Origin of the sequence: Pseudomonas alvandae, from assembly GCF_019141525.1 — a bacterium.
In the GTDB taxonomy this organism is placed as follows: domain Bacteria; phylum Pseudomonadota; class Gammaproteobacteria; order Pseudomonadales; family Pseudomonadaceae; genus Aquipseudomonas; species Aquipseudomonas alvandae.
Map to the genome: position 1 here is coordinate 1,492,711 of NZ_CP077080.1, position 25,233 is coordinate 1,517,943.

Genomic DNA, 25,233 nt, shown 5'->3' on the forward strand with positions numbered 1-25,233 from the left:
TGCGTCAGCATCCCCTGCGGTGTGATGGCTGGTAAAGCAGGGGGCCGCTTCGCAACCCAGCGGGAGCAAGCTCCCTCGCCACAAGAGCTCCTCGCCGCGAAAATGGGGCTACGGCCGAATCTCGATCATCGTCCCATCCGGCACCAGGTTCCACACCTCGCGCATGTCCACATTGCGCATGGCGATGCAGCCGTCGGTCCAATCCAGGGTATGGAACAACTGCTCGGGGTTTTCTTCCGTATCGGGCGTGCCGTGGATCATGATCATGCCCCCCGGCTCCACGCCTTCGCGGCGGGCGCGGGCGGCGTCGCTGATGTTGGGGTAGGAGATGTGCATCGACAGGTAGAACTTGTCGCTGACCTTGCGCCAGTCAATCCAGTAGAAGCCCTCGGGGGTGCGCTTGTCGCCCTCGATCAGTTTGGGGCCTTTCTTGGCGCCCTTGCCCAGGGAGATGCGATAGGTCTTGAGGGGCTTGCCATCATTGACCAGTTGCAATTGATGGGCGGATTTGAGCACCAGGACTTTTTCGATGACCTTGCCGTTGTAGGTCCCCACGGCAGCGGCTTGGGACACAGCGGTAAACGACAAGCAGAACAGCACAAGCAACCAGCGCATTGAAACGATATCCCTAGAGGTGTCGCGGCTATATTGGATTTTCTAGGCTCTGTACGAAATGTATCCGCACTTGCCCATACTGCGTTGAAACGAGGCTCGGAATGCTCATGTACTCCAGTACACTGCGCTTCCTCGCCCCGTTTCGCCTTGTCTGGCCTTCGCGCGAACACATTTCGTACAGAGCCTACGTATTGGCAGGCTGAGCCAGCGGCGGTATCGACTCGGATCGCACCGGGTAGTCCTCGGCCCGCCGGTCAGCGTAGAAGTATTCTAGGGTACGGCCCACCGTGCGGAAAGCCAGCTCGTCCCACGGTATATCGGCTTCTTCGAACAGCTTCACTTCCAGGCTTTCCGGCCCGGCGGCGAAATCCTCGTCCACCAGCTCGGCGCGGAAGAATACATGGACCTGGCTGATATGCGGGACGTCAATCAGCGTATAGATACTCAGGTTGCGTACCCGGGCGCAGGCTTCTTCGGCGGTTTCACGCGCGGCGGCCTGCTCGACAGTTTCGCCGTTTTCCATGAAGCCCGCCGGCAGTGTCCAATAACCGCGCCGCGGCTCGATGGCGCGCCGGCACAACAGGACTTTGCTGCCCCAGGTCGGTACGCAACCGGCCACGATGTTGGGGTTCTGGTAGTGAATGGTGTGACAGGTGTCGCAGACAAAGCGCAGTCGCGAGTCGCCCTCGGGTATGCGCTGGGTTACCGGGTTACCGCACTGGCTGCAGAATTTCATGCTGGGATTCCTGGAGGCTGCGCCTATCTTGGCGTGTACTGGGCGGTATCGGCAAGTTGTCGTTTCGCGACATGACGCGGTCCGGGGCTTGGGCCGCTTGCCTGATTGGTGCATGATGCTAGGCAGCGAATAAATCGAGAAGTCTCATGCTGGACGAGCTACTGCATCGAGTAAGCAACCATACGCCGCGCGATCTGGAGACCGATCGGCGTTTCCCTGAAGCGGCGGTGCTGGTGCCGATCACGCGCAGTGATGAACCGGAGCTGGTGCTGACCCTGCGCGCCAGCGGTCTCTCGACCCACGGCGGCGAAGTTGCGTTCCCCGGCGGACGTCGAGACCCGGAAGACCCAGACCTGATCTTCACCGCCCTGCGCGAAGCCGAAGAGGAAATTGGCCTGCCCCCTGGCCTGGTGGAGGTGATCGGTCCCCTCAGCCCACTGATCTCATTGCACGGTATCAAGGTCACGCCTTACGTCGGTGTGATTCCGGACTATGTCGAATACCAGGCCAACGATGCCGAGATCGCCGCGGTGTTCAGCGTGCCGCTGGAGTTTTTCCGCAAGGATCCGCGCGAACACACCCATCGCATCGACTACCAGGGCCACAGTTGGTACGTGCCCAGCTACCGTTTCGAGGGGTACAAGATCTGGGGCTTGACGGCGATCATGATCGTGGAGTTGGTCAACTTGCTGTACGACGCCGGTATCGACCTGCACACGCCGCCCAAGACTTTCATCAATACATGATGCCCCGAGGACTCCCATGAAATACCGCCTGGGCGATGCCCGTGTCGAAACCCACCCACAAAGCTGGGTCGCGCCCAACGCCACGCTGGTGGGCAAGGTTCGCCTCGAAGAGGGCGCCAACGTCTGGTTCAACGCGGTGTTGCGGGGTGACAACGAACTGATCCTGATCGGCAAGGACAGCAACGTCCAGGACGGCACGGTGATGCACACCGACATGGGCTATCCATTGACCATCGGCACCGGCGTGACCATCGGCCACAACGCCATGCTCCACGGCTGCACAGTGGGGGACTACAGCCTGATCGGCATCAACGCGGTGATTCTCAACGGCGCGAAGATTGGCAAGAACTGCATCATCGGCGCCAACTCGCTGATCGGCGAAGGCAAGGAGATCCCGGACGGTTCGCTGGTGATGGGCTCGCCGGGCAAGGTCGTGCGGGAACTGACCGAGGCCCAGAAGAAAATGCTCGAGGCCAGCGCGGCGCATTACGTTCAAAATTCGCAGCGTTATGCCCGCGACTTGGCCGAGCAAGAACAATGAACGCACCTGAACGTCCGGTTCCTTCGCCCTGCGTGAACATCTGCTCGCTGGATGATGACGATACCTGCACCGGTTGCCAGCGCACCGTGGCGGAAATCACCCGTTGGAGCCGGATGGACAACGATGAGCGCCGCGGCGTGTTGGCCTTGTGTCATGAGCGGGCGAAGGCGAGTGGGTTGGTGTGGATGTTGCCGGCAAAACGATGATTGTGAACACGCCCCTGTGGCAGAGGATTTATCTGTGGCGAGGGGATTTATCCCCGCTGGGCTGCGTAGCAGCCCCCAAATTCGGCGCCTCGGTGTGTCAGGCGGAATGAGTTGAATGCTTTGGGGCTGCTGCGCAGCCCAGCGGGGATAAATCCCCTCGCCACAGGGGCATGTCACAAGGCTTTAACCGATCGTCGCCCCAACCATCGATCCAACCCCACCACCCCCAGCGCAATCCCGACAAAACCGGCCAATACCCCCCCTGCATTGATGAACACCTGTGGATAACCCAGGCTCGCCACGTCAATGAATGGGTAGGGGTAGGCCGCCAGCAAATCCCCGCGCAGCAGGATGTAGGCGAAGTACACCAGCGGATAAATCATCCACAGCCCGATGTGACCCAGGCGCAATGTGCCTTTAGGCACCCACAGCCCCCAATAGATGATGAACAGTACAGGCATGACGTCATGCAGCAATTCATCGGCGACAAACTGCCAGCCTTCCGGTTGCCAGAGGTGGCGCAGCAGCACGTTATAGGCCAGGCCGACCAGGGCGATGCTCACCGCGATGCCGCTGCGTACCGCAGGTAGCAGGAACCAGCGCCGGACGGCGGATTCACGCTGGGTCAGTTCCCAGGTCAGCACCACGGCGGCGAGGGTATTGGTCAGCACCGTGAAAAAACTGAAGAAGTTGACCAAGCCGCCCAACAGGCTCGCGCCCAATTCCCAGCGACCCAGCAGGATCAGGTAAAGCTGGACGCTCAACCCCACCCAGCCGAGCAACGCCAGCATCGACACGAAACCGGTTCGCACGTCCACGGTTCAGAGGGGCCGCTTGGTGCGCATCAGCTTGATGTACAGGCGCTCGACTTTTTCCCGCGCCCACGGCGTCTTGCGCAGGAACGTCAGGCTCGACTTGATGCTCGGATCGCTTTTGAAACAACGAATATCAATGCGTTCGGCCAGGCCCGACCACTCGTAGTGCTGCACCAGGGCGTTGAGGATCTGCTCCAGCGTCACGCCGTGCAGCGGGTTGTTGTTCGGTTCGGTCATGGCGGGCCTTTGCATGAAGAAGTCTAAAGCCGCGCACCTTAGCCGAGGTGCCCGTTGGGTGGAAGTATGGCTTTCATCCTGGCTTCGTGAAGCTGCGCACACTGTTACCGAATCCGAGATGATCCATGTCAACAAAAGCGCTTTCTCTATTTGTAACAGGACATTATCCTTGCGCCGCTTGCTGAAACGCTTCTTCTTTTGTGACAGAGCCTCTGCGTACAGCCTGATCCGATAGAAAAATCAAAGAAAACCCAGCGTTCAGACTTGAGAGATAGCGCTGTCTCTTGGCGTATGACGATCGACTTTCTGTGGGAGCGGGCTTGCTCGCGAAGACGATTTCACATCCGGCCTTAATGTCGCCTGACACGTCGCTTTCGCGAGCAAGCCCGCTCCCACAATGGTCCGCGTCCACCCAATTACCTTTTTTACTGAACCATGCCCCGCCAGGATCGTCATCTAAAGTGACACCTTGCGCGGGACTCCTTAAAACGTCACGGAGATACAACTATGGGCACTGAGGGTGCTTTGAGTCGAAGCCGTCTGTTACCGAGCCTGCTCGGCATTCTGCTTCTATTGATGGGGCTGGCCTTGTTGGCCGGTGGGATCAAACTGAGCACGCTCGGCGGCTCGCTGTATTACTTGCTGGCCGGTATCGGCCTGGCGATTACCGGCGTACTGCTGATCATGGCCCGCCGTGCGGCCCTGGGATTGTATGCGCTGCTGCTGTTCGCGAGTACCGTCTGGGCGCTGTGGGAAGTGGGCCTGGATTGGTGGCAACTGGTGCCGCGCCTGGCAATGCTGTTTGCCTTGGGCATTGTCCTGCTGCTGCCATGGTTCCGCCGTCCGTTGCTGACCGCCGATGCATCGCCCATGGGCACCCGAGCGCTGGGCGCCGCGGTGATCATCGCCGGTATCGCCGCCCTCGCCAGCCAGTTTACCAACCCCGGTGAAATCAAGGGTCAACTGGACCGCGACAGCGTGCCGGGCATGGCCAACACCGCACCGGCCATGCCGGACGGGGACTGGAACTCCTACGGCCGCAGCGCTCACGGCGACCGTTATTCGCCGCTGGCACAAATCACCCCCCAGAACGTCGGCAAGCTGAAGGAAGCCTGGACGTTCCGCACCGGTGACCTGCCAGGGCCGAACGACCCGGGCGAGACCACGGCGGAAAATACCCCGCTGAAGGTCAACGGCATGCTGTATGTGTGCACACCTCACAGTCAGGTGATCGCACTGGAGCCTGAAACCGGCAAGGAAATCTGGCGTTTCGATCCGAAGCTTTCCACGCAAAAAGCGGAAAACTTCAAGGGTTGGGCCCACATGACCTGCCGTGGCGTGACCTACCACGACGACGCTGTCTACGCGTCCGCTGAGCAGAGCCCGACCGGCACCGCCAGCACCACGCCGGCCAGCACCGTGTGCCCACGGCGGATCTTCCTGCCGACCGCCGACACGCGCCTGATCGCCCTCAACGCCGACACCGGCAAGATGTGTGAAGACTTCGGCGACAAAGGCCAGGTCGACCTGACCGCGAACATCGGCGGCTTCACGGCCGGCGGTTACTACTCCACCTCGCCACCGGCGGTCACCCAGAACCTGGTAGTGATTGGCGGCCACGTCACCGACAACGTCTCCACCGACGAGCCAAGCGGCGTGATCCGCGCCTACGACGTACACACCGGCAAGCTGGTATGGAACTGGGACAGCGGCAACCCGGACGACACCACGCCGATTGCCGAAGGCAAGACCTACACCCGCAACTCGCCGAACATGTGGTCCATGTTCAGCGTCGATGAAAAACTCGGCATGCTCTACCTGCCGATGGGCAACCAGACCCCCGACCAGTTCGGTGGCATGCGTACCCCGGAATCGGAAAAATATTCCGCTGGCCTGACCGCATTGGACATAGCCACCGGCAAGGTGCGTTGGTACTTCCAGTTCACTCACCACGACCTGTGGGACATGGACGTCGGCGGTCAACCGACCCTGATGGACATGAAGACCGCCGATGGCGTGAAGCCGGCCGTACTGGCTTCGACCAAGCAGGGCAGCATCTACGTGCTGGACCGCAGCAATGGCCAGCCGATCATTCCGATCAAGGAAATCCCGGTGCCGCAAGGCGCGGTGGAGGGCGACCACACTTCGCCCACCCAGCCGATGTCCGACCTGAACTTCGTGCCGCCGGTCCTCAAGGAGCGGGACATGTGGGGCGTGACGCCGTTTGACCAGATGTTGTGCCGGATCGACTTCAAGTCGCTGCGTTACGACGGCATGTTCACGCCGCCGTCGCTGCAAGGCTCGATCGTCTACCCAGGCAACTTCGGCGTGTTTGACTGGGGCGGTATTTCGGTCGATCCGGTGCGCCAGATCGCCTTCGTCAACCCGAGCTACATGGCGTTCAAGTCGAAGCTGGTTCCAGCAGCGGAAGTGGCGGGTGGCCCGGGTCGCAAGAGTGAAACCGAAGGCGTGCAGCCGAACAAAGGCGCGCCATACGGGGTGATCCTCGAAGCGTTGCTCTCGCCCATGGGCCTGCCGTGCCAGGCACCTGCGTGGGGTTATGTCGCCGCCGTGGACCTGACCAACAACAAGACCCTGTGGAAGCACAAGAACGGCACCGTGCGCGACAGCTCGCCAGTGCCGATCCCGCTGAGCATGGGCGTTCCAAGCCTGGGTGGTACCTTCACCACCGCCGGTGGCCTGGCGTTCCTGAGCGGTACGCTTGACCAGTACTTGCGCGCCTACGATGTGAAAAACGGCAAGCAATTGTGGGAAGGCCGCCTGCCCGCAGGCGCCCAGACCACGCCGATGACCTACACCGGCAAGGACGGCAAGCAGTACGTGCTGGTCGTTGCAGGTGGTCACGGTTCCCTGGGCACCAAGCAGGGTGACTATGTGATCGCCTACAAACTGCCGGATTAAATCCAAGCAGCGCTCATGAAAAAGGCGACACCCTTGCGGGTGTCGCCTTTTTTTTAATACCCGATTTCACGCTGGCTTCTGTGAATACAACGAGCCTTTGGCTTTTGTGAACACAACAAGCTTTTGTGGCGAGGGGATTTATCCCCGCTTGGGCTGCGAAGCAGCCCTAAACCCAACAACTCGGGGTGTCAGGCAGATTGGGTTTGCTGCTTTGGGGCTGCTGCGCAGCCCCAGCGGGGATAAATCCCCTCGCCACAGATAAATCCCTTCCCTACAAGGATTGTGTTCAGCCTTGGGCTTTTACAGTTCGATTTTCACGGCCTGCGAAGCCCGGGTCGCCTTGGCGCGGGCGGCTTCGATGGATTCATCGCGGGCCAAGGCCACGCCCAGGCGACGCTGGCCGTTGACTTCCGGCTTGCCGAACAGGCGCAGCGCGGTGTCCGGTTCGCTCAGGGCGGCGCCGAGGTTGGCGAACGCGGTCTGGGTCGACTGGCCTTCTACCAGGATCACCGCCGAAGCCGATGGGCCGAACTGGCGGATCAACGGGATCGGCAAGCCAAGAATGGCGCGGGCATGCAGAGCGAACTGCGACAGGTCCTGGGAGATCAGCGTCACCAGGCCGGTGTCGTGCGGACGCGGCGAGACTTCGCTGAACCACACCTGATCACCCTTGATGAACAGCTCGACGCCAAACAGGCCACGACCACCCAAGGCCTCGGTCACCGCCTTGGCAACGCGCTCGGATTCAGCCAGGGCCGCCGGGCTCATGGCCTGTGGCTGCCAGGATTCCTGGTAGTCGCCCTTTTCCTGACGGTGGCCGACCGGCGCGCAGAACGTGGTGCCGCCGACATGACGCACGGTCAGCAGGGTGATTTCGTAATCGAAGTCGATGAAACCTTCGATGATCACCCGGCCTTTGCCGGCGCGGCCGCCTTCTTGGGCGTAGTCCCAGGCCTTCTGTACGTCATCGGCGCTGCGCAGCAGGCTCTGGCCCTTGCCCGAGGAGCTCATCACCGGCTTGACCACGCAGGGGAAACCCAGGGTTTCCACAGCCTTGCGGTAATCTTCCACGGTGTCGGCGAAGAAATAGGGGGAAGTCGGCAGCCCCAGCTCTTCGGCTGCCAGGCGACGGATGCCTTCGCGGTTCATGGTCAACTGCGCGGCGCGGGCCGTAGGGATCACGGTGAAGCCTTCGGCCTCCAGTTCCACCAGGGTGGCGGTGGCGATGGCTTCGATTTCCGGCACGATGTAGTGCGGCTTCTCGGCCTCGATCACGGCGCGCAGGGCGGCGCCGTCGAGCATGTTGATCACATGGCTGCGGTGGGCCACTTGCATGGCCGGCGCGTTGGCGTAACGATCCACGGCAATCACTTCAACGCCCAGGCGCTGCAGTTCGATCACCACTTCCTTGCCCAGCTCACCGCTGCCACACAACAAAACGCGGGTCGCGGTGGGCGACAATGGAGTTCCGATACGGGTCATCTGAAGGTCCTCAAACAGGAGCGGGTCATCGGGGCGCGCGCCGGGCGAGCTTCCCAGGGGGAGAAAGCGCGGCATTTTACATGAACCGCGTCAGCCGGCGATGGCCTGTTTGCGCAGACGCCAGGCCATGATCAGCCAGACGGCGGTGACCCCGGCGAATTTCGAAAGCAGGGCGGTCGTCACCACGGCGGGCGTCAGGGCATCGATCAGACCGAAGAAAATGAAGGTGTCCAGGGGAATGCTCAGGGCCGAGCTTATCCACAGGCGATCGTGCAATGGGCGCTTGGTGACGGTGAACACCAGCCAGTCGATGCATTCGGACACCGCGAATGCCGTGGCGCTGGCCAGGGCGATGGACGGGTCGGAGGTGACATAGGACAGCACCAGCGCTGCCAGCATCGCCGCGATGGCACCATGGCCGAAACGGGTCTGCACCATGTCGCGCAGTACAAACACCAGCCCGCCCCAGGCCGACCAGATGACGTCCAGGTGTGGCGCGGCCGAGAAGGCGAAGTTGATCAGCACGACGCTGCTGATGTAGGCGAGCAGGAAAAGCATGGGGCGGGGTACCTGGTGATGGCGGATAAGGTGTTAAAGGACAGCGATAGCCCTGTGGTGAGGGAATCTATTTTGTGGCGAGGGGATTTATCCCCGCTGGGCTGCGCAGCAGCCCTAAAATCAGGCAACTCGGTGGATCAGACAGATTGAGGTGACTGTTTTGGGGGCTGCTTCGCAGCCCAGCGGGGATAAATCCCCTCGCCACAGGGGTTATGTACAGTCCCATCAGTGGATGCAGGGTACTTCAGCCACCGCCCGTCCCTCAATCCTCCTCACCGTCATCCAACTTCCAATACCCCACCGCCTTCACAAAGTCCTGGTCCAACCCTTTTTCTTCCAGCAACACCTTGCGAATCTGCCGAGACACTTTGCTTTCGGTCGCGACCCAGGCATACAGCTTGCCTATCGGCATTTCCAATTGCTGAACGGTGCGCAGCAGGCTGTCGTGGCGGCCTTCGCGCAATACCCAGATCACATGCACCTGCGCCGGGCTTTGGAGCACTTGCTGTTCGGCGCCATTTTCAACTTCCACCACCACCAGGGCTCGCCGGTTGGGCGCCAGGCCTTCGAGGCGGCGGGCGATGGCGGGCAGGGCGGTTTCGTCGCCGATCAACAGGTAACTGTCGAAGATGTCCGGCACGATCATCGAGCCCCGTGGCCCGGCGATGTAAAGGTGTTGCCCCGGTGCCGCCTGCGTCGCCCAGGTCGCGGCAGGGCCGTCGCCGTGGAGCACGAAGTCAATGTCCAGCTCCAGGGTTTCCAGGTCATACCGGCGCGGGGTGTAGTCGCGCATCTCGGGCATCGGTCCCTGGGCCTTGCCGGCGGTGGGGTTGAAGTTTTCCAGGGCGGCGTGTTCCTCGGCGTTCTGCGGAAACAACAGCTTCACATGATCGTCGGTGCCCAGGCTTGCAAACCCGGCCAGTTCCGGCCCGCCGACGGTGATGCGGCGCATGCGTGGGGTCAGGTCGACGACGCGCAGCACTTGCAGGCGGCGGCGCTTGATCTCGTGGTTGACGCGGTGGATGGTGTTTGGATCGACTTCAGTCATGGGTTTGACTCCGAAACAGGTGGACGGCCCGGGCCGTCGGTGATGGCTTTGGCGGTGTCGTCGAGCAGGCCGCGCACCCGTTGGACTTCTTCCGGGCTCCAGCGGCCAGGGTGCTTTTGCAGCGCATGGCGCAGGTTATACACCGCTTCACGGATTTCAGGGGGACGATCGGGGCCACGCAGCATGCGCTTGCTGGTTTCGATTCGCTTGCGCACCTCATTCAGCGCGTCGGCCTGCTCTACAAGGGATAGACGTCCGGCATCGGTCACGCTGTAACTCTTTTTCCCATCTTCGACACCGCAAATGACCATTGCACTCATTTCCAGAAAGGCCAGCGTCGGATAGATAACGCCGGGGCTGGGGCTGTAGGCGCCATCGAACATTTGCTCGATCCGGCGCATCAGGTCATAGCCGTGGCAAGGCTGCTCGGCCAGCAGCGCCAACGACAGCAACTTCAGATCACCGGCAGCGAAGATGCGAGGTCCTCGGCTATTACGTCCACGGCCTGTCGGGGCTCGTTCAAAACAGTCATGTTCGTCTTCAGGGGAAGAATAAGAGGAGGTCATAGGCTGTTCTCCGTTCTGCCTAAATGTTGAGATATAACTTTGTGCATAAGATATATTTTGACGTGCGCGAAATTTCGAAACTAAGATATATCTAACTTGCCGTTCGTTATTTACAGTGAGGCAAGACCTTACCTGATTGCGATATAGAGGCCGAGTTTGATTTTTCCGGGCTTTTTTTTCTTGACATCATCAAGCCCGCTTTATTGCTGGCGTTGTAAGTTCTTTCTGACATCCAAAATCTGTTTTTAACAGAATCCGAGTCTTTTTCTCGCACGCGTATGCCGGATTTACTACGTGCATATAGGAATCTGCCTGCTTTTTTTTGTTTCAATAGCGTTGATCATGCCCTGCGTTGGAAGTGCAGCCAGAATGATTGTCTGGCGGCAACTTCAACTCTTCTATCTATTGCAAAAGAACAGGTATGAACAACATGCTCAAACAACTCGTAACCGGTGCTTCCCTGGCAGCTGCCGCCCTGACTTCTTCGCTGGCATTCGCCGCCGACGACGCGCGCTCTTCCATCCACATCACTGCCAACATCCCGACCCAGCAGTTTCATGTGCAGCCTCGCAATCCGGACTTCGGTAAGGATGAGACCATGAGCTACAACACCGTCAGCGGCACCTTGACTTCGCTGCGCCAGACCTATGACGTGAAAAACACCGAAGGTTCGGTGCATGCCTATATCGAAGGTGGCCCTGCTGCGCTGTACAACGGCAGTAACTCCATTGCCCTGACCACCGCCTTCAACGGCGTCACCCTGAGCGCCCTGCCTCAGGAAGTGGTGGACGATGCCACCTCCACCCCAGGTACCCAGGCCGACATGACCATCGTCGCGGCCCGGCCTCTCGATACCCAGAACGGCCTGTACACCGGGAACTTCACTGTCATCTTCGACGCGGTGCCTCGCGCTACGCCGTGATGCCATTCGATGCCCGTTGAGTTGCACGGGCATTCGCAGGCCGGCCGGCACTCCCCAGCCGGTCGGCCTGTACCTGAAACGCCTTGATCGCTCGCTGATTAGAGAATCCGTTGATGTTTCCGATGACACCCATCGCGGGTGCGCTCGCGCTGTTGTTGTGCGCGAACGCCTCGGCCGCGCCGACTGCCCCCGGTACAACGCCCAAAAGCCTGTTGTCCCAGGCCAAGGGACTGCCGGCGGAGTTTGAATCCCACTTCTTCGATGTGCCACTGGCGGTTCGTGTTGAACTCAATCAACAGTACCTTGGCGAAGCCATGGTGGTATTGACCCGGGACGATCGTATTACGTTGCTCGAATTCACCGACACGCAAGACAGTCCGATCAGCAACCTAGAACGTGAGAAATGGGAGCAACTGCTCAAGCAAGGACAGTCGCTGGGCGCATGCGAAGCCAATTGTTCATCAGGGCTGCTCGCCATGCACTACAGCCTCGAGAATTCGTTGGTGACGATCCTGACTCGGGATGTGGAACGCGGCACTGAAACCAAGCGTTACCACGATCAGCCAGAAGGTGGCAGCCTGGGTCTGATCTTCAACAACCAGCTCAATATCAATGGTGGCCAAGAGCAGGACACCGGCGGGCGCTATGGCCTGAATGCAAGTTCCAGCCTGGGCAACTGGAGTCAATCGCTCGACCTTCAACTCTCGCGTCTCGGCGGACCGGACGACAAGATCTACCACGCCGTCCACGAGCTCTATACCCAACGAGAACTGGAAGGTACTTTTTTTCGCCTGGGTTATTTCACGCCCAGCTCCGATGGCCTGAATCGACAGATCCGTTCGTTCGGTGCCAACCCGGACACTGCCGTGGGCGTGATGTATGGCAGCTCCGACAGCCTGGTCATCGATAATCCCCGGCCCAGCGTCTACCCCATCTACGTCACCGCGAGCCGACAGGCTTCGGTGGAGATTTATCGCAACGGCCTGTTGATCAATACGCAGGCGGTCAGCGCCGGCTTGCAGAGCCTGGACACCCGGCCCTTGCCCGGCGGCATTTATGAAGTGGAAGTCCGCTTGGTCGAGGACGGGCAAACCAGCGCCACCAGCCAGGAGCTGGTCTACAAGCCCAACAACTGGAGCAGCACCGAAGACCGCTGGCGCTACAACCTGTTTGCCGGCCGCGAAACCCGGCTCTGGAGCAACTGGGAAGACCAGCCTTCCGGCTTCACGACAGCCGGGGTCGGCTTGAATTACCTGCTGCACCCGCGGGTCATCCTGGGAGCCTCCACGCGCCAGGTGCAGGACAAGCTGCAAGTGGGCACCTCGGTGGATTGGACGCTGGCGAGCAACACCAGCCTCTACGCCAACGTCTATCAAACCCAGCAGTATGGCACCGGCATGGATCTGCAAGGTTTGTACAGCTACCTCAACGGCAGCGTGGTGGCCAGTCACAACCGCAGTTGGCTGGACACCCGCAACACATACGAAACGTTGCAGGACGGCACGCGTATTCGCCAGCGCCAAGTGTATGTCGGCCACACCAGCAATTCCTCGCTGTCGGTCAACCATCGCTTGAGCAACAAGACCTCCGTCAATGGGCGACTGGCCTACAGCGAAGGCAACATCCAGGGCACGGGGTTGGACCTGGGCTGGACCCAGCGTGGCCAACTGCGCGGCAGCGATGCCAACTGGCGGGTGTCGGTATTCGATCGCCCTGGCACCACCAGCACGGGGGACAAGCGCAATCGGGGCGTGGACCTGAGCGTCAGCGTGGCCTTGGGCGGGCCGGGGGAATACTGGTCGGGCAGCATCGGGACCCGCACCTCCCGCGATGGCGCGCGAGACAATAATGCCTCGCTGTCGTATCGCCGCAGCCTGGAAGACCATGTGCTGCAAAGCGTTTCCGGCACGGTGTTGGCCGACACCTATGGCGTGGGCCTGTCCAGTATTGCCAGTTTCGAAACCGATTCGCTTTTCGGCGATGGCTTCGTCCAGCGCTCGTCCTATAACGATAACCTCACCGGCGGCCTGAACCTGAGCAGCACGGTGGCGGTGGGTGGCAGCAAAGCGGCCGTTACCGCTACGCCTCATGGACGCGGCGCGGGCATGATCGTCGACGTCGAAGCCGACGTGGATGATGTTGTCCTGCGCGCCGACGACTTGACCGGCGGCAGCACCACGTTACGCCCCGGTCGCAACTTCGTGCCCATCACTGCCTACAAGAACAGCCAGGTGACCTTCGACTTCGAAGGCGTGCACCCGCCGGCGGCGAATATCCAACCTTCGCGCACCCGCTATCACCTGAACAAGGGCGGGGTGGACTACCGCAAGATCAGCGTGATGAGGACGGTGACCGTGCTCGGACGCCTGGTGGATGGGCAGGGCCAACCGCTTCGAGGCCACCACGTGATCAACCATGCCAGCCGCGGCATCAGCGAGGCGGACGGATTCTTTTCCATGGAAATGAATGCCGGCTCGCCGACCCTGGAAGTGCGCCACGCAAACGAATTGTTCTGCCGGTTCCGCCTCGACCCGGAGACTGCCAACCGCGAAGGCGATGTGTTGATGATCGGGGACTTGCGTTGCACGCCGGACACCTTGGCCGATACGGCAGTCGCCGAGGCTGGTGGGGTGAAGCAGCGTTCATGAAGCACCTTATTGGTAATGCCGTTCACCCGGGAAAAACGATGAAACCGTGGCTGGGAGAACCCGTGAGGGAGCAAGCTCCCTCGCCACGGGGCTTCTGGTTTTCTCGCAGTGATTTGTCTTCAAGTATGAGGTTGTATAAATGAAACCCTTATCGGTTGCAGTGCGCAGCGTGGTCTCGGTGTTGCTGTTTGCGTGTGTGCCTGTGGCCAATGCCTTGGAGCGGGACATCACTGCAATATTCAGGCCTGACCCTTCCAAGCCCCAGGAGAATACGTTTCTCAATACCACGCCGGTGAGTGGTTACTGCGCTGACCATCCCGCGGAATGCGGAACGGCAAAAATGTTCAGCCTCACGTTGCCTATTACCTTCGACTCGATCCGCCCCATCCAGGCGAATCATGGCGATGTTCGGCAAGGGGCGATGTTTCACGCGCCCGTCAATTGGCGCACGGTACAAGTCACCCATTCAGGAACGGGCGAAACGGAAATCGTTGAAGTGCGCTGGTCCGGTGTAGGCCTGACCTACCGTCTTCCAACGAGTGCAGTCAACCTGGTGGGTGGCGGCGTGAGCAACCTCACCGCGCATAGTATGTTGTGGGGCAACTCCTCTTGGGTAAATGCCCCTTCGCCATGTCGATACAGTGGTGTGGGTTATCTGAGTAGCGTGGATTACACGTTTTTCTGGAAAACCCCGGTAGCAGGTGTATGTGCCAAGAAGGCCAGCTACCTGATTCCCAGCATGAAGTACCTTTCGCTGAATTTTGCCTATGAGTTGCGCACCCCCAACCCCTTGAAAATGTCGTCCGGGCTATACACCGGTTCGCTGACCTATACCGTTGGCCCGGGGCAGGATTTCGATGTGGGCGACGTCATGCTCCCGGATGATTCAACACTGACGCTCAACTTCAAACTCAACGTCGAGCACACCCTCAAGGTCGAAGTCCCCCCCGGCGGCAACCGCGTGGAGTTGGTACCCCAGGAAGGCTGGCAATCCTGGCTGAACAGCGGTCGCAAGCCAACACGATTGTTTCGCGACCAGCGCTTCCATATCTCGGCGTCCTCGCGTTTCAAGATGGAACTCGAATGCCAATACGTCAGCGGCAATACCTGCGCAATTTCCGAAACCGGCACCGGTCATGCCGTGCCGGTGGATGTCAGCGTCACCCTGCCCGACGGCTTGACTGACGGCGCCGGGCAGCCGGTCAACCGTCGACGGTTACTGCGTGACGGCAGCGGTACCGAACTGTTCCAGCCGGGGCTTTATGTCGATCGCCGGTCGGGCACCCTGCACTTTGAAGTGGGCCGCGGCAGCGTCGAAGAGATGCTGGACAGCGGCGCCAAAGCCTACACCGGAAACATCACGGTGATCTGGGATTCAGAAGTTTAAAAACACCTATTCAACGGATTTGAATATGAGGTCATACCCATGAAAGGAACACCGGTAGTCGCGAACTGTGTGGTTTCAACGGTTTTGTTTGCGAGCATGCCCATGGCCAACGCCTTGACCCAGGACATCAGCGCTGTGTTCAGGCCAGACCCGTCGAAGCCTCAGGAAACCGGGTTTCTCAACACCACGCCAATGAGTGGTTATTGCGCCGAAGCTCCGTCGCAATGCCAGGCATGGAAAATGTTCAGCATCCGGCTGCCCCTGAGTGTGAATTCCATCAGGCCTATCCAGGCCGGGCACGCCGACGTTCGACAAGGGGCCATGTTTCAAGTACCTGCCAACTGGCGCACGGCGCAGATCGTTCATTCCGGTACGGGCGAGACCGAAATCGTCCAGGTGCGGTGGGTCGGCATTGGTGCTCGCTATCAAGTCCCTGGCAGCGTGATCGAACTGGTCGGTGGCGGGGTGGAAGCGGGCACTGCGCATACGATGCTGTGGAACGACAACTGGGGCCAGGCGCCTTCACCGTGCAACTCCAGCGGGTTCAGTCGTTTCGGCGACAACCATTACGAGTTTTTCTGGCGGACCCCGTCGGAAACCGAGTGCGCAAAAAAGGCCAACTTTGTGATCCCCAGCATGGCGTATCCCTACGTGGACTTTGCCTATGAGCTGCGCATGCCGAACCCGATGAGAATGTCGGCGGGGCAGTACACCGGGGATCTGACCATCGGCGTTGGACCAGGGCGGGAGCTGGACATGGGCGACGTCATGCTGCCCAGCGATTCGGCCATCACGCTCAATTTCAGGCTCGATGTCGAGCATACCTTCAAGGTCGAGGTGCCTCCCGGCGGAAACCGGGTGGAGCTGGTGCCCGATGGGGGCTGGCAAGCCTGGCTGAATGGCGGCAGCAAACCGAGCCGGCTGGCGCGCGATCAACGCTTCCATATCTCCACATCGTCACGCTTCAAGATGGCGCTCGATTGCCAATACATCAGTGGTAATACGTGCGCGATCGGCGAAGCCGGCTCGGGCCATTCCGTACCGGTGGACGTCAGGGTGACGCTGCCTGAGGGGCTGACCGATTTTGGCGGACAACCCATCAACCAGCGTCGCCTGTTGCGAGATGGCAGTGGCACGGAGCTGATCCAGCCCAGTGTCTATGTGGATCGCAGGCCTGCAAGCCTGCATTTCGAAGTGACTCGGCAAAGCATCGAAGAAATGCTCGACGGCGGCGCCAAAGTCTATTCCGGCAACATCACGGTGATCTGGGATTCGGAAGTGTGAGCGGCCTGTTCGCCGGCGGTATCCAATGGGTTGCGTTTAAAGCATGAGGTTGAGAAAACAATGAAATACGTATTGGCATGGGTGGGTTTGTACCTGTTTTGCGGCGTGGTCCAGGCCGGGCCGAAAATCGGTGTCGGGGTGGTCTACGACTACCTTGACGGTGATAAAAGCACTTACATGAAGCGGGTGTTCAATGGCGGAACGTCCACGGCATTCATCAAGGTCAATGTCCTGGAAATTCTCTATAACGAGGACGGCAGCTACCGCGAGGAGCCGGTGCAGAGCCAGCCTGGCGGGCTGGCCAAGGATGGCTTGATGGCCAGCCCGGCCCGGCTGATCGTGCCGGCCAACGGCATGCAGGGCACGCGATTGCTGTTCCTCGGTAACCGCGACAAGGAGCGTTATTTCCGGGTGCGCTTCGTGCCAGTGGTGCCTGAAGCGGAGGACGAGTTCGCCGTCAGCGAGGAGGAACGCGAGGCCTATAAAAAGGAACGGGTGGCGGCCGGGGTCAAGGTGCTGGCGGGCTACGGCACGGTGTTCTTCGTTCGACCCAAGAACACCCGTTTCGAGACCGTGATCGAGGACAACGCCAGCCGCTACGTGATGCGCAACAACGGCAACAGCGTGCTGGTGATCGATGAGTTCAAGGATTGCGTGGCGAAGAAGGAAAACGACTGCCGGCCGACCACCAAGCACCACGTCATGGCCGGCCGCACGTTCTCGTTCGACAAGGAGTCGGGACGTGAATACCGCTTCACGTTGATCGAAGGCAGCCAGAGCAAACCCATCCAGATCAAGGGTTGACGGTCGCCGTACCGTCCTTGACGCCACAGGTATCCACTATGTTCAAGACACTGGCATGCCCTCTCGCCGTCGCCGCGCTGACCTTGCCCTGGGCCCCGGCCTGGGGCGCGGTCGAGCGGGAAACCTTCGAGCTCTACGTGACCATCCCCACGGTCGAGTTCTTTGTGTTGCCGCTCGACCCGCAGTTGGTCCAGCGCGAACAGCGCTTGCCCTTCAACACGATCATCAATGACCTCAGTCCGCTGCGCGCGACCTACGAGGTGAAAAATACCAACGGTTCCATCGACGCCCGCCTCGGGGAGGAGGCGTATCTGTCCAACGGCCGCGAACGCATCGACCTGCGGGTGAGGTTCAACGGCGTCGAATTGACCTTGGATTCGGCCCAGGTGGTATCGGCCAGCGAGGCCCGGCCAGGACGCCAGGTCCCGTTGGAAATCGCCGCCATCCGGCCCGATGACGACTACAAGCCCGGCGATTACTACGGCACGGTACACATGGTGTTCGATGCCGTTGCGCCTTAAGGCTTGGTCTTTGTTTCTATCAACCATCAACAGGTAACGACATGTACAAAACAATAATATCTGCCGTCGCGCTGGGGGCTGCAGCCCTGAGCCCTTTACTGGCCGGGGCGGCTGACGATGCGCGTTCAGCCATCCACATCAGTGCGAACATTCCGAACAAGCAGTTTCATGTGCAGCCGCGTAATCCTGATTTCGGCAAGAACGAGGTCATGCACATGGATCCAGTGAGCAGGAAATTGACCTGGCTGCGCGAGACCTTCGATGTGAAGAACACCGACGGTTCGGTGCATGCCTACATCGATGGTCCAGCCTGGTTGTACAACGGCGTTCATTCGATCCCTCTTTTTATCACGTTCAACAACGTTGGCCTGGGTAGTACTCCGACGGAGGTGGTAGATGACGCAACGTCCACGCCAGGTATGCAGGCCGAGATGGTCATCTTCAATCCGTGGGCGGTTTCAACCAGACTGTCAGGCCAATTTACTGCCGATATCACCGTAATTTTCGACGCGGTCCCTCGAGTCAGCCTGTAAACCACCGCGCCACGCCGTGACTCATTGCCCCGCCACCGTGCCTCGCAGGGCGTACCAATGGCGAATTGAGCTTCAGCACACAACCCTTCGGCGAGGGAACAAACTCCCTCGCCACAGGTTTTTGAATAGGAAAGGTGTCAAGTATGTTTAAAAAGAGGGTGTCAGTGACTGCCCTGGCTATCGCGGCCTTGAGTGCTTCGTGGGTGTTCGCTGCCAATGATGCACGCTCTTCCATTCATGTCACTGCAAACATTCCGAACAAGCAGTTTCATGTGCAGCCTCGCAATCCGGATTTCGGTAAAGACGAGTACATGAATTACAACCCTGTCAGCTACGAGTTGAGTTCCATACGCCAGGCCTTTGATGTAAAGAATACCGACGGCTCGGTCCATGCCTACCTTGATGGGCGCTCTATTTTATCCAATGGTGTCGTGCTCATACCGCTGCGAGTCTGGTTCAACGACGTCTTGTTGGACGAGATGCCTCGAGAAGTAGTCGATGACGCCACATCCACGCCAGGGACCCAGGTGGAGATGTTCATCCATGCCAATCATTGGCCCATTCCTCGTGATCCTGGCCTGTACACCGGGAACTTCACTGTCGTCTTCGATGCGGTGCCTCGTGTAACCCTGTAAACCAAGGTCCCGGTGCAGGTTATTGTCCCGCCACCAACGGCTTGCACTGGGTATGAGTCCCCGGTTGCAAGTACGGCGTGAGAAACGGTGCCATGCCCTTGAGCACCTGCACCGGCAAGGCTGAGGTGAATTTGAAGTTCTGTGCCGAGGCCCCCGGGACGTAGGCGGTGAGGGTGCCGAAATGGCTGTCGCCGATGTAGAACACGAACGTCGCCGTGCGGTTGATCGACTTGGAGCTGAGGATTCGGCCGCCGGCACCGATGGCTTCGATGCGGTTGTCACCGGTGCCGGTCTTGCCGCCCATCGCCAGCGGCGTGCCATCGGCGAGCTTGAAACTCCCCGCCACGCGTTTCGCGGTACCGGCGTCGACCACTTGGGACAGCGCGCCGCGCAGCGCCTGGGCGACTTCCACCGGCATCACCCGCTTGCCGTTTTCCGGATTGCTGACCAGTCGCGTTTCATAGGGTGTGTCCACCGCGAACTGCAAACTGTCGACGCGCAGGGCGGGGCGACGCACGCCGTCATTGAGGATCGTTCCCACCAGTTCCGCCAACGCGGCCGGGCGGTCGCCGGAGCTGCCGATGGCGGTGGCCAGCGAAGGCACGAGGTGATCGAACGGGTAGCCGACTTGCTGCCAGCGCTGGTGAATATCCAGGAAGGCTTCGATCTCCAGGATGGTGCGGATGCGACTGTCGCGGGCGCTCTTGTGCCGGCTCTTGAACAACCAGCTATAGACTTCCTGGCGCTCGAACTGGCTGGCCTTGACGATCTGGCTGAACTTGGCGTCGGGGTTGTTCAACAGGTAACCCATCAACCACAGGTCCAGCGGGTGGACCTTGGCGATGAAGCCCTGGTCCGGCAGGTCATAGGCGCCGGGGCCATAGCTTTGGTAGAGCCGTTCCAGGCGTTCATCAGTGAGTTTTTCCACGCTTTTTGCCGTCTTCAAGTGCGCACGCACGAAGCGATTGAAGCTCTCCTGGCTGTCGTTGGGAAAGAAATAGCGGTGCACGGCGGCCAGGCGAATTGCGGTGGGACGCATGCCGTCGAGGAAGGTTTCCAGGCGCTGGCCGGTGTCCTTCTTCTGATATTTCTTCCAGAACCTGAGCAGGAACGACGTGCCCTCGCGATCGGCGAATTGGGCCAGGTATTCCTGGCGGCGCGGGTCCTTGTCGTCCTTGAGCAGCTCGGAACTATTGTTGGGGCCGGCATAGGTGGCGTAGCGCACCAGGTCGCGCATCAGGCGAATGAACGGCAGGTTGATGGATTCGCGCAGGGCGTCGCGCAGCGTCGGCAGGCGGCCGTCGTCTTCCTTGCGGAAGTTATGGAAGGTGTGCAACCCGCCGCCAGTAAAAAATGCCTCGCCGGGGCTGGCCGAATAGGTGCGATCCAGCGCGGCTTCGAGCATCTTCGGCAGGCTGCGGTCGGTGTTTTCAATCAAGTAGTCCACCGCCCAGCGCGACAGGCGATCCTGCTCGGCGATCTCGGTTTTCTTCAACGCCGCCGGGGCCTGCTGGGCATAACGCTCGTGCAGTTCGGCAATGATTTGCAGGTAGGTGGTCAGCACGCGCAACTTGGCGGTGGAGCCCAGCTCCAGCTTGCTGCCTTCGTTGATGTCGAAAGGCTGGTCGGTGCTGTCGGTTTGAACGCGCACGCGGGAGCCATCCTGGGTCAGTTCCAGCAGGGTGAAGCTGTAGCGCACCTGCGTGGTGCTGGTCGGGGTCAGCAGGCGTTCTCCCATCAGGCCGATCTCGGTCGCGAAGGCCGGGTCGGCCAAGCGCTTGAGGTACTCGGTGGCCTGGGCCTGCAAGTCGCTCTGCAAGGTGCTGGTGGCGGAGAGGTCGAGGCGATCGAGGTCGTACAGCGGACGGTTGAGCAGCGCCGCGAGGCGACTGCGGGCGGCACTGATGCCCTTGTTTGTTTCGTTGGGCTGGACGGTCGGGTCCTGGACCCAGTCACGGTAGGAAACCTTGCTCGCCAGCGCGGCCTCGGACAGTGCGGCGTCGATCACACCGTTCTGCGCCAACAAGCGGATGTGGCTGTCGGTCAGGCGCGCGAGTTCGTCATGGCCCTTGGAAAGGTAATGGGACGGCCGCCGCTGGGCGATCATCAACGACAGCATCTCCCGCAGGGCCAGGCCCTTTTCCGCCAGGCTCTGGGGATCGGTGGCGGTGCTGAACAAACGTTCATTGGCCCGTTTGAAATCCGCGCCATACCAGACCCTCAAACCTTCCGCCATGCCGTGGACTTCGCCATGCCCCGGCACGGCCGAGAGGGGGACGCTGTTGAGGTAGTCGCGGACGATCCGCTGGCGCGCCTCAAGGGTTTGCGGGCCGGCCTGGTAAGCGCGCACGCTGGCGGAAATCATCTGGCGGATCTTCTCCGCGCCCGACACGGTCAGGCCTTCGGGGGAGTGCCGGTATTTCTCAAGCTGTGTAGCCAGCGTGCTACCGCCGGCCGACTGTCCCGGCAGGCTCAACAGCTTGGCCACCTGCGACCAAGCCGCCATGCCGAAGCGCGGCCAGTCTACCGCCGGGTTGGCCAGTGGCTGCTTGGGGTCGAGCAGAAAGCGGTTCTCGATGAACAACAGGCTTTGCACCACCACCGGCGGGATGGCGTCAAAGCTCGCATACAGCTGCTGCGGGTACTTGAACTGATACACCGGCGCGGCGCGGCAATCGGTGAGGGTCAGCCCCGCCTGGATCTTTTCCGCGTAGGGCACGAACAAGCCCTTGTGGACGTAGTCCATCAAGGCCGGCGAAAACCGTGCCTGGGCCTCGACCACATAATCACGCTTGAGCAGCCGCGGCAGGAATTCTCCCAGCGAGCTATACCCCAACCGCTGATCGAACGGGCCGGCACCGGGATAGACGATGGCATCGCTCGGACCCGGTTGCACCGAATAGGTCAAGGATGCGGCGTACTTGCTGACCTCCTGGGCCTGGAACCGGGAGGTGCGCATCTCCTTGGCCACGGCCAGGCCGACCACCACCACGATGATCAGCAACAACAACCAGAACGCCCGCCAGCCATGCCGGGCGCGGCGAGTTTTTTTGGGTAAAGGCGCTTCTTCCATACGTTCAGTCGGGACCACAGGTTTATTCGAATCGGTTTGCCACAAAGCGCCCATAGTCGACTGATCCATTCACGCAGATTGATCGGACTTGCTTGAAGCTTAGACGGTGGTTGGCGTGGGGGGAGGGGAAATTGTCGGCATCAAAGTGAGACCGGCAAGGGGTGAGGTTCCTGTGGCGAGGGGATTTATCCCCGCTGGGCTGCGCAGCAGCCCCCCAAACAGTCACCTCAATCTGTCTGATCCACCGAGCTGTCAGGCTTTAGGACTGCTTCTCAGCCCAGCGGGGCGGTGCGACGTTTCGCTGAATCCCCTCGCCACAGATAAATCCTTCTCATCAAAGGGATTACGCGAGTTTCGGAAATTTCACTCGACGTTTGCGGCGTTGACATCACATCGGCGTGGCTACGCTGCGTTCAAGCCCATTCAAAGGAAGCAAGGAATGCATCCACGCCCAAATTCCCATCGCTTGCGTCGAGGTCGTTATTCGGAGCCAGAACGAGCTTATCTGGTGACTGCTGTCGTTCATCAGCGGCGACCGGTTTTTTCAGATTGGAGGATCGGACGGCTATTGGTCGCTGAATTCAAACGTGCTCATGATTCCGGTCAGGTGAATTCTTTGGCTTGGGTGGTGATGCCGGATCATTTCCACTGGTTGCTGCAGATTATTGATGGTCATCTCAGTCACGTCGTAGGCGCCACCAAAGCTCGATGCACCCATAGCGTCAATAAAAAGATCGGACTGTCTGGTCCACTTTGGCAAAGCGGCTTTCATGACCGCGCGATTCGAGATGATGAGGATGTGCGGCACTTCGCGCGCTACGTCGTTGCCAATCCGCTTCGCGCGGGACTGGTGAGTCGCATTGGCGACTATCCGCTGTGGGACGCTGCGTGGCTATGAGCCACTTGGGTTTAGCAATGAGCCCCGGTGGCGAAACATTCATCCGTGGCGAGGGGATTTATGCCCGCTGGGCTGCGCAGCAGCCCTTCCAAACATTCACCTCAATCTGTCTGATCCACCGAGCTGTCAGGCTTTAGGACTGCTTCGCAGCCCAGCGGGGATGAATCCCCTCGCCACAATCAGATCCCTTAATCACAATTAGATCCCCTAGTCACGATGGTCTGAAAGCCTTGAACCAGAGCCATCACCCCATGCCAGCGCATGACGCTGCACCATCACTGTGCAATACTCGTCGTCGCTTCAAAAAGGCCCTTGGTTCAGATAATCCCTCTTGATAAAGCCATCATCGGCTTAGGCATTCCCTGAATTAACCTGCTTTTACAGTGAAACTTTCTGTTCCCGGCTTTTTATACTGCACGACCCGCTGATCCTGAGGTTGTTGTCCCACAGGACGGCCTGCCCACAAGGCAGGCCCGGTTTCGGCAAGGCTTGCAGGCCCACCCGCCCGCGGCTTTGGAGACTCGGTGGTCAATCCAATAACAAGACGAGGTTGTATCCCTATGCCAGTCGGCAATCATCTGCCCCATGGCGAGACCGCGCAGGGTGGTCCGCTCAAACGTGAGCTCGGCGAGCGGCATATCCGCTTGATGGCGCTCGGCGCCTGCATCGGTGTCGGGCTGTTCCTCGGTTCGGCCAAGGCCATCGAAATGGCCGGCCCGGCGATCATGCTGTCCTACATCATTGGTGGCCTGGCGATCCTGGTGATCATGCGCGCCCTCGGCGAAATGGCCGTGCACAACCCGGTGGCCGGTTCGTTCAGCCGCTACGCCCAGGACTACCTCGGCCCGCTGGCCGGCTTCCTGACGGGTTGGAACTATTGGTTCCTGTGGCTGGTGACCTGCGTGGCGGAAATCACCGCCGTGGCGGTGTACATGGGCATCTGGTTCCCCGATGTGCCCCGGTGGATCTGGGCCTTGGCCGCACTGGTCAGCATGGGCTCGATCAACCTGATCGCGGTGAAGGCCTTTGGCGAATTCGAATTCTGGTTCGCCCTGATCAAGATCGTCACCATCATCGCCATGGTCATCGGCGGCGTCGGCATCATCGCCTTCGGGTTCGGCAACGACGGCGAGGCCCTGGGCATCTCCAACCTGTGGACCCATGGCGGTTTCATGCCCAACGGCGTCTCCGGCGTGTTGATGTCCTTGCAAATGGTCATGTTCGCCTACCTGGGCGTGGAGATGATCGGCCTGACCGCCGGTGAAGCGCGCAACCCGCAGAAAACCATCCCCAACGCCATCGGCTCGGTGTTCTGGCGGATCCTGCTGTTCTACGTCGGCGCGTTGTTCGTGATCCTGTCGATCTACCCGTGGAACGAAATCGGCACCCAGGGCAGCCCCTTCGTCATGACCTTCGAGCGCCTGGGCATCAAGACCGCCGCCGGCATCATCAACTTCGTGGTGATCACCGCCGCGCTGTCGTCCTGCAACGGCGGGATCTTCAGCACCGGGCGGATGCTCTACAGCCTGGCGCAGAACGGCCAGGCCCCGGCCGGCTTTGCCAAGACCTCCAGCAACGGCGTGCCACGCCGCGCGCTGCTGCTGTCCATCGCCGCCTTGCTGCTGGGCGTGCTGCTCAACTACCTGGTGCCGGAAAAAGTCTTTGTCTGGGTGACTTCCATCGCCACCTTCGGCGCGATCTGGACCTGGGTGATGATCCTGCTGGCCCAGCTCAAATTCCGCAAAGGCCTGAGCGCTTCCGAGCGTGCCGCACTGAAATATCGCATGTGGCTGTACCCGGTCAGCTCCTACCTGGCGCTCGCTTTCCTGGTGTTGGTAGTGGGCCTGATGGCGTACTTCCCCGACACCCGCGTGGCGCTGTATATCGGCCCGGCATTTCTGGTGCTGCTGACGGTGTTGTTCTACACCTTCAAGTTGCAGCCGACCGGGGATGTGCGGGGAGCCGTGCGTTCGGTTTCCTGAGTCGATAGCGATGTAAACCAGAGCCCCGGTCCACGACCGGGGCTTTCTTTTTCCTGAACTGTGGAGCGCCTGTT

The 25,233-nt window shown here is 60.3% G+C and carries 23 protein-coding genes; 14 read left to right on the plus strand and 9 right to left on the minus strand.

All coding sequences use genetic code 11. The features are described 5' to 3' along the window. Nucleotides 1-108: 108 nt before the first annotated feature. Nucleotides 109-615 carry a L,D-transpeptidase family protein gene (locus KSS97_RS06540; RefSeq protein ID WP_217861325.1) on the minus strand — a complete coding sequence of 169 codons (507 nt, stop codon included), beginning with the start codon at nucleotides 613-615 and terminating at the stop codon, nucleotides 109-111. Between the two features lie 184 nt (nucleotides 616-799). Continuing rightward, entirely contained in the window at nucleotides 800-1,351 is a 552-nt protein-coding gene (locus tag KSS97_RS06545; protein WP_030138555.1) for an NUDIX hydrolase, read from the minus strand. Nucleotides 1,352-1,497: 146 nt separating this feature from the next. Between KSS97_RS06545 and KSS97_RS06550 the strand changes: the two genes are divergently transcribed. Genes KSS97_RS06550 through KSS97_RS06560 form a run of 3 tightly spaced genes read left to right on the plus strand, consistent with a single transcriptional unit; the run spans nucleotide 1,498 to nucleotide 2,844 of the window. Then, a complete protein-coding gene (locus KSS97_RS06550) occupies nucleotides 1,498-2,097 on the plus strand; it encodes a CoA pyrophosphatase (RefSeq protein WP_030138554.1) in 600 nt (199 codons plus the stop codon). Nucleotides 2,098-2,113: 16 nt separating this feature from the next. Then, nucleotides 2,114-2,638 (plus strand): gamma carbonic anhydrase family protein, encoded by a 525-nt coding sequence (locus KSS97_RS06555; protein ID WP_198796568.1) that lies wholly within the window; start codon nucleotides 2,114-2,116, stop codon nucleotides 2,636-2,638. Further along, nucleotides 2,635-2,844, plus strand: coding sequence for a DUF1289 domain-containing protein (locus KSS97_RS06560; RefSeq protein ID WP_030138552.1), 210 nt, complete (start codon nucleotides 2,635-2,637; stop codon nucleotides 2,842-2,844). The genes KSS97_RS06555 and KSS97_RS06560 overlap by 4 nt, the downstream gene beginning before the upstream one ends. 173 nt (nucleotides 2,845-3,017) lie before the next feature. Here the strand turns inward: KSS97_RS06560 and KSS97_RS06565 are convergent, their stop codons facing one another. Then, the gene (locus KSS97_RS06565; protein WP_030138551.1) at nucleotides 3,018-3,635 is read right to left on the minus strand and encodes a Pr6Pr family membrane protein; all 618 of its coding nucleotides are present in this window, start codon (nucleotides 3,633-3,635) and stop codon (nucleotides 3,018-3,020) included. A gap of 30 nt (nucleotides 3,636-3,665) precedes the next feature. Then, entirely contained in the window at nucleotides 3,666-3,896 is a 231-nt protein-coding gene (locus KSS97_RS06570; RefSeq protein ID WP_030138550.1) for a VF530 family protein, read from the minus strand. Between the two features lie 507 nt (nucleotides 3,897-4,403). Here KSS97_RS06570 and KSS97_RS06575 point away from each other — a divergent pair. Next, complete coding sequence (locus tag KSS97_RS06575; protein ID WP_217861326.1) at nucleotides 4,404-6,818, plus strand: glucose/quinate/shikimate family membrane-bound PQQ-dependent dehydrogenase; 2,415 nt, start codon at nucleotides 4,404-4,406, stop codon at nucleotides 6,816-6,818. A gap of 300 nt (nucleotides 6,819-7,118) precedes the next feature. Here KSS97_RS06575 and purT read toward each other — a convergent pair whose 3' ends face one another. The 4 genes from purT to KSS97_RS06595 form a co-directional block, all read right to left on the minus strand. After that, nucleotides 7,119-8,300 (minus strand): formate-dependent phosphoribosylglycinamide formyltransferase, encoded by a 1,182-nt coding sequence (gene purT / locus KSS97_RS06580; protein WP_030138548.1) that lies wholly within the window; start codon nucleotides 8,298-8,300, stop codon nucleotides 7,119-7,121. A gap of 90 nt (nucleotides 8,301-8,390) precedes the next feature. Beyond that, nucleotides 8,391-8,858, minus strand: a complete 468-nt coding sequence (locus tag KSS97_RS06585) for a preQ0 transporter (RefSeq protein ID WP_217861327.1) — start codon at nucleotides 8,856-8,858, stop codon at nucleotides 8,391-8,393. Between the two features lie 262 nt (nucleotides 8,859-9,120). After that, a complete protein-coding gene (locus KSS97_RS06590; RefSeq protein WP_217861328.1) occupies nucleotides 9,121-9,906 on the minus strand; it encodes a siderophore-interacting protein in 786 nt (261 codons plus the stop codon). Beyond that, nucleotides 9,903-10,472: a PadR family transcriptional regulator gene (locus KSS97_RS06595; protein WP_030138545.1), complete on the minus strand. Its 570-nt coding sequence runs from the start codon at nucleotides 10,470-10,472 to the stop codon at nucleotides 9,903-9,905. The genes KSS97_RS06590 and KSS97_RS06595 overlap by 4 nt, the downstream gene beginning before the upstream one ends. 430 nt (nucleotides 10,473-10,902) lie before the next feature. Here KSS97_RS06595 and KSS97_RS06600 point away from each other — a divergent pair, with 430 nt between their 5' ends. From KSS97_RS06600 to KSS97_RS06635, 8 genes are all read left to right on the plus strand, one after another. Then, a complete protein-coding gene (locus KSS97_RS06600) occupies nucleotides 10,903-11,394 on the plus strand; it encodes a CS1 type fimbrial major subunit (RefSeq protein WP_217861329.1) in 492 nt (163 codons plus the stop codon). A 113-nt stretch (nucleotides 11,395-11,507) separates the two neighbouring features. Continuing rightward, entirely contained in the window at nucleotides 11,508-14,042 is a 2,535-nt protein-coding gene (locus tag KSS97_RS06605; protein ID WP_030138543.1) for a CS1-pili formation C-terminal domain-containing protein, read from the plus strand. Between the two features lie 139 nt (nucleotides 14,043-14,181). Continuing rightward, entirely contained in the window at nucleotides 14,182-15,429 is a 1,248-nt protein-coding gene (locus KSS97_RS06610) for a hypothetical protein (RefSeq protein ID WP_198796561.1), read from the plus strand. A 39-nt stretch (nucleotides 15,430-15,468) separates the two neighbouring features. Continuing rightward, entirely contained in the window at nucleotides 15,469-16,713 is a 1,245-nt protein-coding gene (locus tag KSS97_RS06615; RefSeq protein ID WP_030138541.1) for a hypothetical protein, read from the plus strand. 60 nt (nucleotides 16,714-16,773) lie between these two features. Further along, complete coding sequence (locus KSS97_RS06620; RefSeq protein WP_217861330.1) at nucleotides 16,774-17,517, plus strand: molecular chaperone; 744 nt, start codon at nucleotides 16,774-16,776, stop codon at nucleotides 17,515-17,517. Between the two features lie 38 nt (nucleotides 17,518-17,555). Continuing rightward, entirely contained in the window at nucleotides 17,556-18,038 is a 483-nt protein-coding gene (locus KSS97_RS06625) for a CS1 type fimbrial major subunit (RefSeq protein ID WP_030138539.1), read from the plus strand. Nucleotides 18,039-18,079: 41 nt separating this feature from the next. Continuing rightward, on the plus strand, nucleotides 18,080-18,571 hold the full coding sequence (locus KSS97_RS06630) for a CS1 type fimbrial major subunit (protein ID WP_030138538.1): 492 nt from the start codon (nucleotides 18,080-18,082) through the stop codon (nucleotides 18,569-18,571). A 164-nt stretch (nucleotides 18,572-18,735) separates the two neighbouring features. Continuing rightward, nucleotides 18,736-19,206, plus strand: coding sequence for a CS1 type fimbrial major subunit (locus KSS97_RS06635; RefSeq protein ID WP_309475712.1), 471 nt, complete (start codon nucleotides 18,736-18,738; stop codon nucleotides 19,204-19,206). Nucleotides 19,207-19,225: 19 nt separating this feature from the next. On the opposite strand, the gene KSS97_RS06640 is transcribed toward KSS97_RS06635, so the two are convergent. After that, nucleotides 19,226-22,333 carry a transglycosylase domain-containing protein gene (locus KSS97_RS06640; RefSeq protein ID WP_217861332.1) on the minus strand — a complete coding sequence of 1,036 codons (3,108 nt, stop codon included), beginning with the start codon at nucleotides 22,331-22,333 and terminating at the stop codon, nucleotides 19,226-19,228. Nucleotides 22,334-22,718: 385 nt separating this feature from the next. On the opposite strand from KSS97_RS06640, the gene KSS97_RS06645 reads away from it, so the two are divergent. Beyond that, a complete protein-coding gene (locus tag KSS97_RS06645) occupies nucleotides 22,719-23,177 on the plus strand; it encodes an REP-associated tyrosine transposase (protein WP_030138535.1) in 459 nt (152 codons plus the stop codon). Between the two features lie 560 nt (nucleotides 23,178-23,737). Continuing rightward, a complete protein-coding gene (locus KSS97_RS06650) occupies nucleotides 23,738-25,159 on the plus strand; it encodes an amino acid permease (RefSeq protein ID WP_217861333.1) in 1,422 nt (473 codons plus the stop codon). Nucleotides 25,160-25,233 lie beyond the last annotated feature (74 nt).

What these genes read in the sequence shown, in the direction of transcription:
- KSS97_RS06630 (WP_030138538.1), top strand. Translation starts at nt 18,080, where the DNA reads ATGTACAAAACAATAATATCTGCCGTCGCGCTGGGGGCTGCAGCCCTG.
- KSS97_RS06575 (WP_217861326.1), top strand. Translation starts at nt 4,404, where the DNA reads ATGGGCACTGAGGGTGCTTTGAGTCGAAGCCGTCTGTTACCGAGCCTG.
- KSS97_RS06620 (WP_217861330.1), top strand. Translation starts at nt 16,774, where the DNA reads ATGAAATACGTATTGGCATGGGTGGGTTTGTACCTGTTTTGCGGCGTG.
- KSS97_RS06545 (WP_030138555.1), bottom strand. Translation starts at nt 1,351, where the DNA reads ATGAAATTCTGCAGCCAGTGCGGTAACCCGGTAACCCAGCGCATACCC.
- KSS97_RS06595 (WP_030138545.1), bottom strand. Translation starts at nt 10,472, where the DNA reads ATGACCTCCTCTTATTCTTCCCCTGAAGACGAACATGACTGTTTTGAA.
- KSS97_RS06615 (WP_030138541.1), top strand. Translation starts at nt 15,469, where the DNA reads ATGAAAGGAACACCGGTAGTCGCGAACTGTGTGGTTTCAACGGTTTTG.
- KSS97_RS06645 (WP_030138535.1), top strand. Translation starts at nt 22,719, where the DNA reads ATGCATCCACGCCCAAATTCCCATCGCTTGCGTCGAGGTCGTTATTCG.
- KSS97_RS06605 (WP_030138543.1), top strand. Translation starts at nt 11,508, where the DNA reads ATGTTTCCGATGACACCCATCGCGGGTGCGCTCGCGCTGTTGTTGTGC.
- KSS97_RS06625 (WP_030138539.1), top strand. Translation starts at nt 17,556, where the DNA reads ATGTTCAAGACACTGGCATGCCCTCTCGCCGTCGCCGCGCTGACCTTG.
- KSS97_RS06590 (WP_217861328.1), bottom strand. Translation starts at nt 9,906, where the DNA reads ATGACTGAAGTCGATCCAAACACCATCCACCGCGTCAACCACGAGATC.
- KSS97_RS06550 (WP_030138554.1), top strand. Translation starts at nt 1,498, where the DNA reads ATGCTGGACGAGCTACTGCATCGAGTAAGCAACCATACGCCGCGCGAT.
- KSS97_RS06565 (WP_030138551.1), bottom strand. Translation starts at nt 3,635, where the DNA reads ATGCTGGCGTTGCTCGGCTGGGTGGGGTTGAGCGTCCAGCTTTACCTG.
- KSS97_RS06650 (WP_217861333.1), top strand. Translation starts at nt 23,738, where the DNA reads ATGCCAGTCGGCAATCATCTGCCCCATGGCGAGACCGCGCAGGGTGGT.
- purT (WP_030138548.1), bottom strand. Translation starts at nt 8,300, where the DNA reads ATGACCCGTATCGGAACTCCATTGTCGCCCACCGCGACCCGCGTTTTG.
- KSS97_RS06560 (WP_030138552.1), top strand. Translation starts at nt 2,635, where the DNA reads ATGAACGCACCTGAACGTCCGGTTCCTTCGCCCTGCGTGAACATCTGC.
- KSS97_RS06540 (WP_217861325.1), bottom strand. Translation starts at nt 615, where the DNA reads ATGCGCTGGTTGCTTGTGCTGTTCTGCTTGTCGTTTACCGCTGTGTCC.
- KSS97_RS06585 (WP_217861327.1), bottom strand. Translation starts at nt 8,858, where the DNA reads ATGCTTTTCCTGCTCGCCTACATCAGCAGCGTCGTGCTGATCAACTTC.
- KSS97_RS06640 (WP_217861332.1), bottom strand. Translation starts at nt 22,333, where the DNA reads ATGGGCGCTTTGTGGCAAACCGATTCGAATAAACCTGTGGTCCCGACT.
- KSS97_RS06610 (WP_198796561.1), top strand. Translation starts at nt 14,182, where the DNA reads ATGAAACCCTTATCGGTTGCAGTGCGCAGCGTGGTCTCGGTGTTGCTG.
- KSS97_RS06555 (WP_198796568.1), top strand. Translation starts at nt 2,114, where the DNA reads ATGAAATACCGCCTGGGCGATGCCCGTGTCGAAACCCACCCACAAAGC.
- KSS97_RS06570 (WP_030138550.1), bottom strand. Translation starts at nt 3,896, where the DNA reads ATGACCGAACCGAACAACAACCCGCTGCACGGCGTGACGCTGGAGCAG.
- KSS97_RS06600 (WP_217861329.1), top strand. Translation starts at nt 10,903, where the DNA reads ATGCTCAAACAACTCGTAACCGGTGCTTCCCTGGCAGCTGCCGCCCTG.